The following is a 14483-nucleotide window of genomic DNA, read 5'->3' as shown; positions in this document are numbered from 1 at the left end:
ATGGAAGCTTTCACCAAGCACACCGGCCGGGTCGTCCCGCTGCGCCGTGGCAACGTCGACACCGACCAGATCATCCCGGCCCACTGGCTGAAGAAGGTCACCCGCGACGGTTTCGAGGACGGGCTCTTCGAGGCCTGGCGCAAGGACCCCGAGTTCGTACTCAACCGCCCGGAGCGCGAAGGCGCATCGGTGCTGGTCGCAGGCCCTGACTTCGGTACGGGTTCCTCCCGCGAGCACGCGGTCTGGGCTCTGCAGAACTTCGGCTTCAAGGCGGTCATCTCGTCCCGGTTCGCCGATATCTTCCGCGGGAACTCGCTGAAGAACGGCCTGCTGACCGTGGTTATCGACCAGACGGTCGTGGACGCCATCTGGAAACTGACGGAGGCCGACCCGTCCGCCGAGATCACCGTGGACCTGGAGAGCCGTCAGGTCGTCGCGGAGGGCATCACCGCCGGATTCGAGCTGGACGAGAACGCCCGCTGGCGGCTGCTGAACGGTCTGGACGACATCAGCCTCACCCTTCAGAACGAAGCGGACATCACGGCTTACGAGGCGGCCCGACCCGCCCACAAGCCACGCACAATTGAGGTCTGAGCAGCACGTTTTCAGGACTGCGCCCCCTGCCATGCGGCAGGGGGCGCAGTCGCTTGTTGAGCCCCCGCCGGGCGACAACTCGCCCCAGATGGCACAATCGGCGCATGGAACGCGACAACCAACTCAAGCTTTACGCGGAAGTCGCCGAACAAATGAAAGAAGCGCACGCAAGGGTGCGTGAACTGCAAGTCCCGGAGGGCGTAAGGATGGCGCTGTCCCGGAAGCTGTTGGTCATCACGGCCGCGGCGAAGCACGATCTCACCGATGCAGCAACGCGGCTGGATCGGCTGATGAAGGACCTCGACGAGGGTCGATTCCCCGATGGCAACTCCCTTGGTGGATCTCCGTGACGGTTGAGTTCGTTGCGGCACAAGGGTGATTAGACCGTTTCGTGTTTGATTTGCGGTATATATCTGCCTAACGTGCGAAAAAGCCTGAACAGTTTCGTTCTGGCAATGTCTCCGAAGGGGAAGACGTGAACAAGGCGCAGCTCGTAGAGGCCATTGCCGACAAGGTCGGTGGCCGCCAGCAGGCCGCAGACGCTGTCGACGCCGTACTGGACGCGATCGTCCGCGCAGTTGTCGGCGGCGACCGGGTGTCGGTCACCGGCTTCGGCTCGTTCGAGAAGGTCGACAGGCCGGCCCGTTACGCCCGCAACCCGCAGACGGGTGAGCGCGTCCGGGTCAAGAAGACCTCGGTGCCGCGCTTCCGCGCGGGGCAGGGCTTCAAGGACCTGGTCAGCGGCTCGAAGAAGCTCCCGAAGAACGATGTGGCCGTCAAGAAGGCACCCAAGGGCAGCCTCTCCGGCGGATCTTCCACCCGCACGACCGTCAAGAAGGCCGCGGCCAAGAAGGCCACCGCCGCGAAGAAGACGGCTGCGAAGAAGACCACGGCGGCGAAGACCGCTGCCAAGAAGACGGTGGCGGCCAAGAAGGCCACCCCGGCGAAGAAGACCACCGCCAAGAAGTCGGCGGCCAAGACGGCGGCTCCGGCGAAGAAGGCCACCACCGCCAAGAAGGCCACCGCGAAGAAGACCGCGCCGGCCAAGAAGGCGGTCGCGAAGAAGGCGCCCGCCAGGAAGACCACGGCGCGCAAGACCACCGCCAAGAAGGCCACCGCCAGGAAGAAGTAAGCGGTACGGCCACCCACGCGTCGGGCCGGACTCCCCTTGGGGAGTCCGGCCCGCGGTGCGTTCGCAAGAGCGCCTGCGGCGCGGCCGGACGGGAGCCCGGAAGCCGGACGGCGACCCCCGGTGCCCCGGAAAATCCCGCCGGATCAGAACGTCTGGAGTGTCACCAGAGTGATGTGCGGGGCTTCGCCCCCGTCGTCGTCCGCCGTCTCGATCCGCACGCGCTGGCCGGATCTCAGCAGCCGCAGGCCCCCCGCGTCGAATGCGGCGGCGTCGAAGGGCACCGGGGTGCCGTCGTCGAGCAGCACGCTGCCGCTGCGGGTCTCGGAGTCGTACGTGTACGCGGTCGCCTGCATGGGCGCAGCTTACGGCGTCCCCCGGGCCGGTTCCCTGCTGTGCTCAGGCCTCAGGACCGGCCGCCGGCCCGTGCGCGGTACCGCGTTCCGGCCGGCCGCCCGCGGAGGGGGCGGGCCCCGGCCCCGCCGTGACCGCCGAGTATCTGCGGGCCGTGTACGGGCCGAGCCCCAGCGCCGCGGCGGCCAGCAGATCGTCACCGGTGTCCACGTCCTGGCGTACCGAGACGACGTCCCCGAGCAGTATTTCCACCGCCCCCGATGCGCGATGCCGCGCCCGCGACGGCCCACCGAATGCCGGGCTCAATTCCGTATCCGCACGCGCGGTCAGCAAAGTCGTGCCGATTCCGGCGGCATCCGCCAGAAATGCGCGGGGAAATTCGGCCGCCCGGTCCAGTACTCGCCGCAATTCCACCGGGCGAAGTGCGGGAAGGTCCGCGTTCAGCGCGGCCACGGCCGCGTCCGGGCGGAGCTCGCGGACGGCACGAGCACCGTGCGCCAGGGCGGGGTTCAGGCCCGCGGCGGCCGTGTCCGGCACAATCCGGGCGCCCAGCGCGGCCAGTTCGGCGGCGGCCAGCGCGTCGTCGGTGACGACGGCCACATCCCGCACCGCGGAACAGGCCAGCGCCGCGGCGACGGTGTCCTGCGCGAAGGCCAGGGCGAGCCCGGGACGCACCTCGTCGGAGGCCGTCGGCGCGAGTCTGCTCTTCGCCAGCGCCAACGGCTTCAGAGGTACGACCAGGGACCAGTTGGCGGTCCGATCCGAGTTCGGCATCGGCCCTATTGTGGCCCCAGCCCGCGATACCGGGCGGGCCGGGCCGGGCGTACGGTGTTCTCGACAGAGCAGGGGCCTGGGGCGACGCGTGACGTTCCGTAGCCAGGCAGCGTTGAGGTTCAAGAGGAAGGTGTCCGAGTGTCCCGCCGCAGAATCGGCTTCTGGTACCGCCTGGCGGCGGTCATTGCTAAACCGCCGCTGCTGGTTCTGTTCAAGCGGGACTGGAGCGGAATGGAGCACATTCCGGATGATGGCGGATTTATCACCGCTGTCAATCACAACTCGTATCTCGACATGTTCTCCTATGGCCACTTCCAGTACAACACGGGCAAGGTCCCCCGATTCCTGGCCAAAGCGGCGCTCTTCAAGGTTCCCGTCGTCGGACCCCTGCTGCGCGGCACCGGACAGATCCCCGTCTACCGGGAGTCGTCCAACGCTTTCGGCGCGTTCCGGGCCGCGGTGACGGCAGTGGAGCAGGGGCAGTGCGTGGCCTTTTACCCGGAGGGCACTCTCACCCGCGATCCGGGGCAGTGGCCGATGACCGCCAAGAGTGGGGTCGCGCGGGCCGCGCTCCTCACCAAGGCTCCGGTGATCCCGGTGGCCCAGTGGGGCGCCAACCTCGCGATGCCGCCGTATGCGAGCGCGAAGAAGATCCGCTTCTTCCCGCGCAAAACCCTTCAGGTCAAGGCCGGACCGCCGGTGGATCTCACGCGGTTCTACGGCAAGGACCCGACCCCCGAGGTGCTCAAGGAAGCGACCGAGGCCATCATGGCCGCCGTCACCGTCCTGTTGGAGGACCTGCGCGGCGAGCAGGCCCCCGCCGAACCGTACGACCACCGCAAGGCCCGCGCCGCAGAGCGCCGCAAGGCCGCAGGAGAGGGCACCAAGTGACGCGAGCAGCCGTCTTCGGCAACGGATCCTGGGGCACGGCTTTCGCCATGGTCCTCGCCGACGCGGGGTGCGAGGTGGCCCTGTGGGGCCGCCGTGCCGCTCTCGCGGAGACCATCAACGCCACCCGCACCAACCCGGACTATCTGCCGGGAATCGAACTCCCCGCGTCGGTGCACGCCACCGCGGACCCCGCCGAGGCCGCCCGCGGCGCGGACTTCACCGTGCTCGCCGTGCCCTCGCAGACGGTGCGTGCCAACCTGGCGGACTGGACGGGGCTGCTGCACCCGGGGACCGTCCTCGTCTCGTTGATGAAGGGCGTCGAACTCGGCACGGCCAAGCGGATGAGCGAGGTCATCGAGGAGGTCGGCAAGGTCCCCACCGAGCGCGTCGCCGTACTCACCGGGCCCAACCTGGCCAAGGAGATCGCCGGCCGGATGCCCGCTGCCGCCGTGGTCGCCTGCCGGGACGAAGCGGTGGCCCAGCGGCTTCAGGCCGCCTGCCACACCGCGTACTTCCGCCCGTACACCAACACCGACGTCGTCGGCTGCGAGCTCGGCGGCGCCGTCAAGAACGTCATCGGCCTCGCTGTCGGGATCGCCGACGGCATGGGGCTGGGGGACAACGCCAAGGGATCGCTGATCACCCGCGGGCTGGCCGAGACCACCCGTCTGGGCCTGGCGATGGGCGCGGATCCGCTGACCTTCTCCGGACTCGCCGGCCTGGGCGACCTGGTGGCCACCTGCTCGTCGCCGCTCTCCCGCAACCACACCTTCGGCACCAACCTCGGGCGGGGCATGACCCTCCAGGAGGCGATCGCGGCCACCAGCCAGACCGCCGAGGGCGTCAAGTCCTGCGAGTCGGTGGCCGATCTGGCCCGCCGGCACGGCGTCGACATGCCCATCACGGAGACGGTTGTGGACATCGTCCACAACGGGAAGGCCCCGCTCGTCGCGCTGAAGGAACTGATGTCGCGCAGCGCCAAGGCCGAGCGACGCTGACTCGGTACGTACCAGCAGGTACCCTCAACGCGATATGAGCAGCGAGAACTCCCCCCAGAGCCTTGAGCAGCAGCGTCGTAAGCCGCGTGTGGCGGTTGTCTTCGGCGGGCGCAGCTCCGAACACGCCATCTCGGTGGTCACCGCGGGTGCTGTCCTGCGCGCCATCGACCGGACGAAGTACGACGTGCTGCCCATCGGCATCACTGCGGACGGCCGGTGGGCGCTGACCGCGGACGATCCCGAGCGGATGGCCATCACCGACCGGACCATGCCGTCGGTGGCCGCGATCGCAGAGGGCGCGGACGGCGCCGTGGTGCTCTCCGTCGACCCCGGCAACCGTGAAGTCGTCTACAGCGAACCGGGTTCGGTGCCCAAGGCGCTGGGCGACGTCGACGTGGTCTTCCCGGTGCTGCACGGCCCCTACGGCGAGGACGGCACCCTTCAGGGGCTGCTGGAACTCTCCGGAGTGCCCTACGTCGGTGCGGGCGTCCTCGCGTCCGCCGTCGGCCAGGACAAGGAGTACATGAAGCGGGTGTTCCTCTCGTACGGGCTGCCGGTCGGCCCGTACGAGGTGATCCGTCCCCGCGAGTGGAGCCTGGATCCGGCCGCCGCCCGCAAGAAGATCGTGGACTTCGCCGGTGAGCACGGCTGGCCGCTCTTCATCAAGCCCGCACGCGGCGGTTCGTCCATGGGCATCACCAAGGTCGACTCACTGGCCGGTCTCGACGACGCGGTGGAGGAGGCCAGGCGGCACGACCCGAAGGTGCTCGTCGAGGCGCTGCTGCGCGGCCGTGAGATCGAGTGCGGGGTGCTGGAGTTCGAGGACGGGCCCCGGGCGAGCGTGCCCGCCGAGATCCCGCCGGTCACCTCGCACGACTTCTACGACTTCGAGGCGAAGTACATCCCCGGTGAGTCCGCGGAGGGCATGGTGCCCGCCCCGCTGACGGCCGAGGAGACCGCGGAGGTCCAGCGGCTCGCGGTCGAGGCGTTCGAAGCGGTTTCCTGCGAGGGCCTCGTGCGGGCCGACTTCTTCCTCACCGATGACGGCGGGTTCGTCATCAACGAGATCAACACGATGCCCGGTTTCACGCCGATCTCGATGTACCCGCGGATGTGGCAGGAGAGCGGCGTCGGCTACCCGGAGCTGGTGGACCGGCTGATCCAGGCCGCGCTGCGCCGCTCGACGGGGCTGCGCTGAGACCGTGTTCCGGACGGCCTTCAGAGGCTGGACGGATCCGTCTTCCTGATGGCACCCGCGAAGTCCGAGAGCGGGGTGACGTCGTGGGCGTACTTCGGCCCCAGCGTCACCTCGACGTAGGCCTTGCGGTAGGTGCTCGTGAACCGGGGTCCGCCGGCCCGCTGCTCCAGCAGCCAGTTGACCCCGTTCGCGTCCACTGCCTTGGCCTGGGAGTCGTCCATCTCGGCGGGCCGCGGGACACCGCAGCGCAGTACGATCGCCGCGTCCCCCCATGCGGCGGTCAGTTCGGACTTCGGATCCGGATCGCCGCGGGTCAGCCCCGCGACGGTCTTCGGCAGCGCCTTGTCGAGTGCCCTGCACAGCGTGACCTGGTCCGCGGGAGGCTCGGGAACCGAGACGGACGCCGTGTCGTCCGTCGCTGAACAGCCCGCCGCCGCCAGAAGCAGGGCGGCGGCGGAAAGGGACAGGAGCCGGTGGCTGTTGGACTTCACCGGCTCAGCGTAGAGGGGGCTACAGATTAACGACCGGGCAGGTCAGAGTGCGGGTAATGCCGTCCACTTGCTGGACCTTGGCGACCACCATGCGACCGAGTTCGTCGACGGTGTCGGCCTGTGCGCGCACGATCACGTCGTAGGGACCGGTCACGTCCTCGGCCTGGATCACCCCGGGGAGCTTCCCGACGAGCTCGGCGACGGCTGTCGCCTTGCCCACTTCGGTCTGAATGAGGATGTACGCCTGTACCACGGAACCTCCAAGGGGGCCACGAGGATCATGTGGGGGAGAAAGGGACGCCACGGTATCGCGTCGCCCGAGGTGGCGGGGAGACCCGCGCACCCGGCAGTCACACGCGTCCGGGGCGTACGGGATGTGGAGTTGACGTACCTCATTGACGTTACCGACAGCAGTGGCGGCCCGCGACCGCAAGCGGACCGGGGCATACGGGGCATCCCCCCTGGCAGGCAAGCCGGCAGACAGACCGGACACGAGGTCCGGATCACGAGGAGAGGCGAGCGGCGATGAAGGGCACTGTGGGGGAGCTCGGGGAGTTCGGGCTGATCAGAGAGCTCACCTCCCGGCTCACGACGACCCCGGCGGTACGGCTGGGGCCCGGCGACGACGCCGCGGTCGTGGCCGCTCCCGACCGGCGGGTCGTGGCGAGTACGGACATCCTGCTGGAGGGGCGGCACTTCCGCCGGGACTGGTCCACCGCGTACGACGTCGGCCGCAAGGCGGCGGCGCAGAACCTCGCGGACATCGCGGCCATGGGTGCGGTTCCCACCGCGATACTCCTGGGGCTCGTGGTGCCCGCCGAGCTCCCGGTCACCTGGCCCACCGAGCTGATGGACGGCATCCGCGACGAGTGCCAGGTCGCGGGGGCCGCCGTGGTCGGCGGTGACGTCGTACGCGGAGAGACGATCACCGTCTCCATCACCGCACTCGGCGATCTGCGCAACCACGAACCGGTCACCAGGTCGGGCGCCCGGCCCGGCGACGTCGTGGCCGTGACCGGATGGCTCGGCTGGTCCGCCGCCGGGTTCGCGGTGCTCTCCCGCGGATTCCGCTCGCCCCGCGCCTTCGTCGAGGCGCACCGGCGCCCCGAACCCCCGTACCACGCGGGGCCCGCGGCCGCCGGCCTCGGTGCCACCGCGATGACCGACGTCAGCGACGGCCTCGTGGCCGATCTCGGGCACATCGCCGAGGCCAGCAAGGTGCGGATCGACCTGCGGGCGGGGCTCATCGACATCCCCTCGCAGATGAGCGACATCGGCCAGGCCGTCGGTGTGGACCCGCTCCAGTGGGTGCTCACCGGGGGAGAGGACCACGCGATCGTGGCGACCTTCCCGCCGGACGTGAAACTGCCCGCCCGCTGGAAGGTGATCGGTGAGGTGGTCAACCCCTCGGCCCTGCCCCATGTGACGGTCGACGGGGCGCCCTGGACCAGCAAGGGCGGCTGGGACCACTTCGGGGACGACCCGTCGTGACGGCGCCACCGCTGGTCCTCACGGTCGCCGGTTCCGACTCCGGGGGCGGCGCGGGCATCCAGGCCGATCTGAAGACGATGCTGGCACTCGGCGTGCACGGAATGAGCGTGCTCACCGCGGTCACCGCACAGAACTCGCAGGGTGTGCACGGCGCGTGGGAGCTGCCCGCCGAAGCCGTACGCGCCCAGTACCGCGCCGTCGTCGACGACATCGGCGTGCACGCGGTGAAGACCGGAATGCTGTCGTCCGCCGAATTGGTGGAGACAGTGGCCGGACTGCTCGCCGGGACCGGAGCTCCGGTCGTCGTCGACCCGGTGGGGGTCTCCAAGCACGGTGATCCGCTGCTCGCCGCTTCGGCGCTCGAATCCGTACGGAAGCTGCTGCTCCCGACGGCCACCGTCGCCACCCCCAATCTGGACGAGGTGGCCCAGCTCACCGGGGTACGGGTGGAGAGTGAGGCCGATCTGCCGCGGGCAGCGGCGGCCGTGCTCGCACATGGGCCGAAGTGGGTGCTGATCAAGGGCGGTCACCTCGCCGGTGACGCGGTGGATCTGCTCACCGACGGCAGCGAGGAGCACTGGCTGCGCGCACCCCGCTTCGACAACCGCCATACCCACGGCACCGGATGCACGCTGGCATCGGCGATCGCGGCGCAGCTGGCGCACGGCCAGGCCGTGCCCGACGCGGTGGCCGCGGCCAAGGAGTACGTCACGGGCGCCATCGCCGCCGGATTCGCGCTGGGCTCGGGCATCGGCCCGGTCGACCACGGCTGGCGGCTTCGCCGGTAACCCCGCCGGGCCGGTGGGACAGCCGGCCCGGCGGGACAGCCGGGCGGGCACGCGAAAAAGCCGGTCCACCGAGGTGGACCGGCTTTTCAAGGCAACCGCAAGGGGCTGCGCTACGACGAAACGTCGGCTGGGTCATCCCCGCACAGGCGGGGAGCAACCTCAAATTAGCGCGAGACCTTGCCGGCCTTGATGCACGAGGTGCAGACGTTGAGCCGCTTCGGCGTCCGACCGACCACTGCACGCACGCGCTGGATGTTGGGATTCCAGCGACGCGGAGTACGGCGGTGCGAGTGCGAAATGTTGTTGCCGAAGCCCGGCCCCTTGCCGCAGACGTCGCAGTTGGCAGCCACGGGTCACTCCAAAGACTTCAGGTGCACTTACAGTGAAATCCGGCGCGCCGGAATCATTGACTGAAGTGGCGGTACCGGAGGAATGGCCCGATTCTCATCGGGCAACCGAAGCAGCATACAACGACTGCGCCGGTGGAACGAAACTACCATGGTTGGCACCGCCCCCCGCCCGGCCCGGGTCCCCGGTGCCCTCCCCGGCCCACGACTACCCTGCGGTTCAACCCCGCTGCTCAAGGAGGCTTCAGGTGCCGCAGCCGCCCGACGAGATCGATGCCGTCGTGGTCCGCACCTGGTGCTCACTGGCCCTGGAAGCGCTGGGCAGGGACCGCGAGGAGATCGACGCGATCAACGTCTACCCGGTCGCCGACGGGGACACCGGCACCAACCTCTATCTGACCGTGGAGTCCGCGGCCCAGGCGGTGGAAGCGGTCTTCGTCGCACACGGGACCCTCTCGACCGGCACCTCCGACGAGCCCGGCGCCAGGGACTCGGCCCCCGCCCTGGCGGACGCGGTACGGGCCATGGCCCACGGTGCGCTCATCGGGGCCCGGGGCAACTCGGGCACGATCCTGGCCCAGCTGCTGCGCGGCATGGCCGAGGTGATCGGGGCGCCGGCGGGTGACGATGATCACGCCGTGCTGCTGGGCCGGGCGCTCCGGCGGGCGGCCGAATCGGCCTACCAGGCGGTCGCGCACCCGGTGGAGGGCACCGTCCTGACCGTGGCCACCGCGGCGGCCGAAGCCGCTGCCACCGCCTGCCGCGGCAGCGGGGCGAGCTGTACGAAGGTGGCGCGCGCCGCACACGAAGGGGCGCGCACCGCGCTCGACGCCACCCCGGGACAACTGGCCGTACTCGGCCGGGCAGGCGTCGTCGACGCCGGCGGCCGGGGCCTGGTGGATGTGCTCGCCGCGCTGGCCGGAGCGTTCTCGGGGGAGGCCCCGGCCGCGGAGCGCCGGCGGGCCCCCACTGTGCCCGCGCACTTCACCGACGACTGCCCGGCCGACGGCGGCCCGGCCTTCGAGGTGATCTACCTCCTGGAGGCGTCGGACGACGCCGTGGCCCGGCTCCGCACCCGGCTGGACGGCATCGGCGAATCGCTGGTCGTCGTCGGCGGCGACGGCCTCTGGAACGTCCATGTCCATGTCGACGACGCCGGAGCCGCCGTGGAGGCGGGAGTCGACGCCGGGCGCCCGTACCGGATCCGCATCACCCACTTCGGCGCGGCCGCGACACCCGCACCCGAGCAGGTCCAGCGAGCCGTGGTCGCCGTCGTGCCGGGCGAAGGGCTGGCGGCTCTGTGCCGGGAGGCCGGCGCCACCACCGTGCTCGCCCGCCCGGGAGAGCCGCCCGCCAGCGGCGAACTGGTCGACGCGATCCGGCGCGCGCACGCCCGGGAGGTCGTGCTGCTGCCCAACGACGCCGAACTGCGCCACACGGCGGCGGCGGCCGCGGAACAGGCGAGGGTGGAGGGCGTACGGGTGGCCCTCGTCCCGACGCGGGCGGCCGTCCAGGGTGTCGCGGCGCTGGCCGTGCACGAACCCGAGCGGCGGTTCGACGAGGACGTCGTCGCGATGACAGCGGCGGCCGGCGCCACCCGCTACGCCGAACTGGCGCTGGCCGAGCGGCAGTCCTGGACATCGGCCGGTGTCTGCCAGGCCGGCGACGTGCTGGGCCTGATCGACGGTGACGTGGCGGTGATCGGAGCGGATCTGGTAACCACGGGGGAGACGGTGCTGCACCGGATGCTCTCGGCGGGCGGCGAACTGGTGACCCTGGTCCTCGGCGACGGTGTACCGGAGACGGTCGCGGAACGCCTGGAGGCGTTCGTACGGGGCGGACACCTGGCGGTCGACACGGTGGTCTACGACGGCGGCCGTCAGCCGGCCCCGCTGCTGATCGGGGTGGAGTAGCGCGCCGGTCAGGGCGGCGAGGGGGAAATACCCCCGCTGTCGGACCCATGGTGTGCAATGGACGGCGTGCCCGCGCTCGATGAACCCCTCAAGAACACGCTCGGCGCCCCCACCGCCAAGGTGATGGCCGACCACCTCGACCTGCACACGGTCGGCGACCTCCTGCACCACTACCCCCGGAGGTACGCCGAGCGCGGTGAGCTCACCCAGCTCACCGAGCTGCCCCTGGACGAGCACGTCACGGTCTTCGCGCAGGTCGCCGACGCCCGGGTGCTCACCTTCAACCAGGGCCGGGGCAGACGCCTGGAGGTGAACATCACCGACGGCAGCGGCCGTCTGCAGCTCGTCTTCTTCGGCAAGGGCATCCACAAGCCCCAGAAGGAGCTGCTCCCGGGCCGCCGCGCGATGTTCGCGGGCAAGGTGTCCAAGTTCAACCAGAAGTTCCAGCTCGCACACCCCACGTACGAACTGCTGGACGCCGACACCGACGCGGGCGCCGTCGAGGCCTGGGCGAATGAGCTGATCCCCATCTACCCGGCCTGCAAGGGGCTGGAGTCCTGGAAGATCTCCAAAGCCGTCGACGCCGTGCTGCCCGCCGCGCAGGAGGCCGTCGACCCGCTGCCGCCCGCGCTGCGCGACGGACGCGGACTGACCACGCTGCCCGACGCGCTGCAGAAGGTGCACCGGCCGCGCACGAAGGCCGATGTGGCGGTGGCGCGCGACCGGCTGAAGTGGGACGAGGCCTTCGTCCTCCAGGTCGCGCTCGCCAGGCGCAGGCACGCCGAGACCCAACTGCCAGCTGTGGCGCGCAAACCCGTACCCGGAGGGCTGCTCGACGCCTTCGACGCCAAGCTGCCCTTCACCCTCACCGAAGGCCAGCGGAAGGTCACCGGGGAGATCTTCGACGAGCTCGCGACCGAGCACCCGATGCACCGGCTGCTCCAGGGGGAAGTCGGCTCGGGCAAGACGTTGGTCGCGCTGCGGGCGATGCTGGCGGTCGTCGACGCGGGCGGACAGGCCGCGATGCTGGCGCCCACCGAGGTGCTCGCCCAGCAGCACCACCGGTCCGTCACCGAGATGATGGGCGAGCTCGCCGAGGGCGGGATGCTGGGCGGCGGCGAGCTGTCCACCAAGGTCGTGCTGCTGACCGGGTCCATGGGGGTGGCCGCCCGTCGCAAGGCGCTGCTCGACCTGGTCACGGGGGAGGCCGGACTCGTCATCGGCACGCACGCGCTGATCGAGGACAAGGTCCAGTTCCACGACCTCGGTCTGGTCGTGGTCGACGAGCAGCACCGCTTCGGTGTGGAACAGCGCGACGCCCTGCGGGGCAAGGGGAAGCAGCCGCCGCATCTGCTCGTCATGACGGCCACGCCCATCCCCCGTACGGTCGCCATGACCGTCTTCGGGGATCTGGAGACCTCCGTACTCGATCAGCTTCCCGCCGGCCGTTCACCGATCGCCACCCATGTCGTGCCGGCCAGGGACAAGCCGCACTTCCTGGCCCGCGCCTGGGAGCGGGTGCGCGAGGAGGCGGAGAACGGCCACCAGGCGTACGTGGTGTGCCCGCGCATCGGGGACGGCGACGACGAGCCGAAGAAGCGGAAGCCCGCATCGGGTGAAACGGCGGAGGGGGCGGAGGCCGAGGGGGACAAGCGGCCGCCGCTCGCCGTGGTCGAGATCGCCGGACAGCTGGCCGGCGGGCCCCTGAGCGGACTGCGGATCGAGCAGCTGCACGGGCGGATGGCCCCGGACGACAAGGACGACGTCATGCGCCGCTTCGCCGCGGGCGCGGTGGACGTCCTGGTCGCGACGACGGTCATCGAGGTCGGGGTCAACGTACCCAACGCCACCGCAATGGTGATCATGGACGCCGACCGGTTCGGCGTATCGCAACTGCACCAGCTGCGCGGACGGGTCGGCCGCGGTTCGGCGCCCGGCCTCTGCCTCCTGGTGACCGAGGCGCACGAAGCCGGCCCCGCCCGTGCCAGGCTCGGTGCGGTGGCCGCCACGCTCGACGGCTTCGAGCTGTCCCGTATCGACCTCGAACAGCGTCGTGAGGGCGATGTCCTGGGCCAGGCCCAGTCCGGGGTCCGGTCCTCGCTGCGGATGCTCGCCGTCATCGACGACGAGGAGATCATCGCGGCGGCCCGCGAGGAGGCCGCGCAGGTCGTCGCGGCCGACCCGGAGCTGGCACATCTGCCCGCCCTGCGCACCGCCCTGGACGCCCTCCTCGACCAGGAGCGCGAGCGGTATCTCGACAAGGGCTGAGGGGCCGCCGGGTGAGAGACTGGCCGGGACAGGAGCCAGACCAGGACAGCTTCCGCTCACCGAGAAGGACTGAGATGACCCGCGTGATCGCCGGTACGGCCGGCGGGCGCCGCCTCGCCGTACCGCCGGGCAACGGCACCCGCCCCACTTCCGACCGTGCGAGAGAGGGGCTCTTCTCCACCTGGGAAGCGCTGCTCGGCACCCTGGGCGGAACCCGTATCGCCGATCTGTACGCCGGTTCGGGCGCCGTCGGTCTTGAGGCGCTCTCCCGTGGCGCCGCGCACACCCTGCTCGTCGAGGCGGACCCGCGGGCAGTGGCCACGGTCCGTGACAACGTCCGCACGCTCGGTCTCCCCGGGGCGGAGGTGCGGACCGGCAAAGCGGAGCAGATCGTGGCAGGACCGGCGCCGGCCGCCCCGTACGACGTGGTCTTCCTCGATCCGCCGTACGCCGTCACCGATGACGATCTTCGCGAGATCCTGCTCACACTCCGTGCACAGGGGTGGCTCACGGGCGATGCCCTCGTCACGGTGGAACGGAGCACAAGAGGCGGAGAGTTCAAGTGGCCCAAGGGTTTTGAGCCTTTGCGGGCCCGTCGGTACGGCGAGGCCACGCTTTGGTACGGTCGCGCCGCCTCTACGTGCGAAGACGCACGATGACCGGACCCGGGAGCGAGGGACTTCAGTTGCGCCGCGCCGTCTGTCCGGGGTCATTCGACCCCATCACCAATGGACACCTCGATATCATCGCCCGCGCCTCCAGACTGTACGACGTCGTACATGTGGCCGTGATGATCAACCAGTCGAAGCACGGTCTGTTCTCCGTCGAGGAACGGATGGAGCTGATCCGCCAGGTCACCGCGGACTTCGGGAACGTCGAGGTCGAGTCCTTCCACGGCCTTCTCGTCGACTTCTGCAAACAGCGCGACATCCCGGCCATCGTGAAGGGGCTCCGCGCGGTCAGTGACTTCGACTACGAGCTGCAGATGGCCCAGATGAACAACGGCCTCTCGGGCGTCGAGACGCTTTTCGTCCCCACCAACCCCACCTACAGTTTCCTCTCCTCCAGCCTGGTCAAAGAGGTCGCGACCTGGGGCGGGGATGTCTCGCATCTGCTGCCCCCGCTGGTCCGCGAGGCTCTGACGAAGCGGCTGGGCGAGAAGCGGGACGCCGGGTGACGGACGGACACTGACCCGACGGTTGACTGACGGACCGTCACCAGGTGTCGGGCGGGCGCCGACTGGCCGT

17 protein-coding genes are annotated in these 14483 nt (G+C 70.2%); 12 read left to right on the top strand and 5 right to left on the bottom strand.

The features are described from left to right. From leuD to OG584_RS08880, 3 genes are all read left to right on the top strand, one after another. On the top strand, nucleotides 1-594 hold the full coding sequence (gene leuD, locus OG584_RS08890) for a 3-isopropylmalate dehydratase small subunit (protein ID WP_405776766.1): 594 nt from the start codon (nucleotides 1-3) through the stop codon (nucleotides 592-594). A gap of 104 nt (nucleotides 595-698) precedes the next feature. Then, nucleotides 699-944 carry a hypothetical protein gene (locus OG584_RS08885; protein ID WP_266852593.1) on the top strand — a complete coding sequence of 82 codons (246 nt, stop codon included), beginning with the start codon at nucleotides 699-701 and terminating at the stop codon, nucleotides 942-944. Nucleotides 945-1069: 125 nt separating this feature from the next. Beyond that, nucleotides 1070-1726: an HU family DNA-binding protein gene (locus OG584_RS08880; protein WP_405776764.1), complete on the top strand. Its 657-nt coding sequence runs from the start codon at nucleotides 1070-1072 to the stop codon at nucleotides 1724-1726. 143 nt (nucleotides 1727-1869) lie between these two features. On the opposite strand, the gene OG584_RS08875 is transcribed toward OG584_RS08880, so the two are convergent. Both OG584_RS08875 and cofC read right to left on the bottom strand, forming a co-directional pair. Further along, nucleotides 1870-2079 carry a hypothetical protein gene (locus OG584_RS08875; protein WP_405776762.1) on the bottom strand — a complete coding sequence of 70 codons (210 nt, stop codon included), beginning with the start codon at nucleotides 2077-2079 and terminating at the stop codon, nucleotides 1870-1872. A gap of 43 nt (nucleotides 2080-2122) precedes the next feature. Continuing rightward, nucleotides 2123-2851, bottom strand: coding sequence for a 2-phospho-L-lactate guanylyltransferase (gene cofC, locus OG584_RS08870; RefSeq protein WP_405776761.1), 729 nt, complete (start codon nucleotides 2849-2851; stop codon nucleotides 2123-2125). Between the two features lie 138 nt (nucleotides 2852-2989). Here cofC and OG584_RS08865 point away from each other — a divergent pair, with 138 nt between their 5' ends. The 3 genes from OG584_RS08865 to OG584_RS08855 are packed head-to-tail and all read left to right on the top strand — an operon-like array spanning nucleotide 2990 to nucleotide 5938. Next, nucleotides 2990-3742 carry a lysophospholipid acyltransferase family protein gene (locus tag OG584_RS08865; protein WP_405776759.1) on the top strand — a complete coding sequence of 251 codons (753 nt, stop codon included), beginning with the start codon at nucleotides 2990-2992 and terminating at the stop codon, nucleotides 3740-3742. Further along, nucleotides 3739-4740, top strand: a complete 1002-nt coding sequence (locus OG584_RS08860) for an NAD(P)H-dependent glycerol-3-phosphate dehydrogenase (protein WP_405776757.1) — start codon at nucleotides 3739-3741, stop codon at nucleotides 4738-4740. The genes OG584_RS08865 and OG584_RS08860 overlap by 4 nt, the downstream gene beginning before the upstream one ends. Nucleotides 4741-4774: 34 nt before the next feature. Further along, nucleotides 4775-5938 carry a D-alanine--D-alanine ligase family protein gene (locus tag OG584_RS08855; protein WP_405776755.1) on the top strand — a complete coding sequence of 388 codons (1164 nt, stop codon included), beginning with the start codon at nucleotides 4775-4777 and terminating at the stop codon, nucleotides 5936-5938. Between the two features lie 20 nt (nucleotides 5939-5958). Here the strand turns inward: OG584_RS08855 and OG584_RS08850 are convergent, their stop codons facing one another. Beyond that, a complete protein-coding gene (locus OG584_RS08850) occupies nucleotides 5959-6429 on the bottom strand; it encodes a DUF3515 domain-containing protein (RefSeq protein WP_405776754.1) in 471 nt (156 codons plus the stop codon). A gap of 19 nt (nucleotides 6430-6448) precedes the next feature. Beyond that, on the bottom strand, nucleotides 6449-6682 hold the full coding sequence (locus OG584_RS08845) for an Lrp/AsnC family transcriptional regulator (protein ID WP_405776752.1): 234 nt from the start codon (nucleotides 6680-6682) through the stop codon (nucleotides 6449-6451). 272 nt (nucleotides 6683-6954) lie between these two features. Between OG584_RS08845 and OG584_RS08840 the strand changes: the two genes are divergently transcribed. After that, nucleotides 6955-7920 (top strand): thiamine-phosphate kinase, encoded by a 966-nt coding sequence (locus tag OG584_RS08840; RefSeq protein WP_405776750.1) that lies wholly within the window; start codon nucleotides 6955-6957, stop codon nucleotides 7918-7920. Then, nucleotides 7890-8708 (top strand): bifunctional hydroxymethylpyrimidine kinase/phosphomethylpyrimidine kinase, encoded by an 819-nt coding sequence (gene thiD / locus OG584_RS08835; RefSeq protein WP_405783946.1) that lies wholly within the window; start codon nucleotides 7890-7892, stop codon nucleotides 8706-8708. The genes OG584_RS08840 and thiD overlap by 31 nt, the downstream gene beginning before the upstream one ends. A gap of 164 nt (nucleotides 8709-8872) precedes the next feature. Here the strand turns inward: thiD and rpmB are convergent, their stop codons facing one another. Continuing rightward, nucleotides 8873-9058 carry a 50S ribosomal protein L28 gene (rpmB, locus tag OG584_RS08830; protein WP_015036441.1) on the bottom strand — a complete coding sequence of 62 codons (186 nt, stop codon included), beginning with the start codon at nucleotides 9056-9058 and terminating at the stop codon, nucleotides 8873-8875. Nucleotides 9059-9303: 245 nt separating this feature from the next. Here rpmB and OG584_RS08825 point away from each other — a divergent pair, with 245 nt between their 5' ends. The 4 genes from OG584_RS08825 to coaD all read left to right on the top strand — a co-directional run bounded on the left by OG584_RS08825 (nucleotide 9304) and on the right by coaD (nucleotide 14413). Beyond that, nucleotides 9304-10968, top strand: coding sequence for a DAK2 domain-containing protein (locus tag OG584_RS08825; RefSeq protein WP_405776748.1), 1665 nt, complete (start codon nucleotides 9304-9306; stop codon nucleotides 10966-10968). 57 nt (nucleotides 10969-11025) lie between these two features. Then, nucleotides 11026-13236, top strand: a complete 2211-nt coding sequence (gene recG, locus OG584_RS08820) for an ATP-dependent DNA helicase RecG (RefSeq protein WP_405776746.1) — start codon at nucleotides 11026-11028, stop codon at nucleotides 13234-13236. 74 nt (nucleotides 13237-13310) lie between these two features. Then, nucleotides 13311-13895 (top strand): 16S rRNA (guanine(966)-N(2))-methyltransferase RsmD, encoded by a 585-nt coding sequence (rsmD, locus tag OG584_RS08815; RefSeq protein WP_405776744.1) that lies wholly within the window; start codon nucleotides 13311-13313, stop codon nucleotides 13893-13895. Between the two features lie 26 nt (nucleotides 13896-13921). Continuing rightward, nucleotides 13922-14413: a pantetheine-phosphate adenylyltransferase gene (gene coaD, locus OG584_RS08810; RefSeq protein ID WP_405783944.1), complete on the top strand. Its 492-nt coding sequence runs from the start codon at nucleotides 13922-13924 to the stop codon at nucleotides 14411-14413. The last annotated feature ends 70 nt before the right edge of the window (nucleotides 14414-14483 follow it).

This window comes from Streptomyces sp. NBC_00859 (assembly GCF_045161865.1).
GTDB lineage: Bacteria > Actinomycetota > Actinomycetes > Streptomycetales > Streptomycetaceae > Streptomyces.
This window is presented reverse-complemented; position numbering and strand designations above follow the sequence as displayed.

Coding starts and splice junctions, on each gene's coding strand:
- leuD (WP_405776766.1), top strand. CDS start 1: ATGGAAGCTTTCACCAAGCACACCGGCCGGGTCGTCCCGCTGCGCCGT.
- OG584_RS08885 (WP_266852593.1), top strand. CDS start 699: ATGGAACGCGACAACCAACTCAAGCTTTACGCGGAAGTCGCCGAACAA.
- OG584_RS08875 (WP_405776762.1), bottom strand. CDS start 2,079: ATGCAGGCGACCGCGTACACGTACGACTCCGAGACCCGCAGCGGCAGC.
- cofC (WP_405776761.1), bottom strand. CDS start 2,851: ATGCCGAACTCGGATCGGACCGCCAACTGGTCCCTGGTCGTACCTCTG.
- OG584_RS08855 (WP_405776755.1), top strand. CDS start 4,775: ATGAGCAGCGAGAACTCCCCCCAGAGCCTTGAGCAGCAGCGTCGTAAG.
- OG584_RS08840 (WP_405776750.1), top strand. CDS start 6,955: ATGAAGGGCACTGTGGGGGAGCTCGGGGAGTTCGGGCTGATCAGAGAG.
- recG (WP_405776746.1), top strand. CDS start 11,026: ATGGACGGCGTGCCCGCGCTCGATGAACCCCTCAAGAACACGCTCGGC.
- rsmD (WP_405776744.1), top strand. CDS start 13,311: ATGACCCGCGTGATCGCCGGTACGGCCGGCGGGCGCCGCCTCGCCGTA.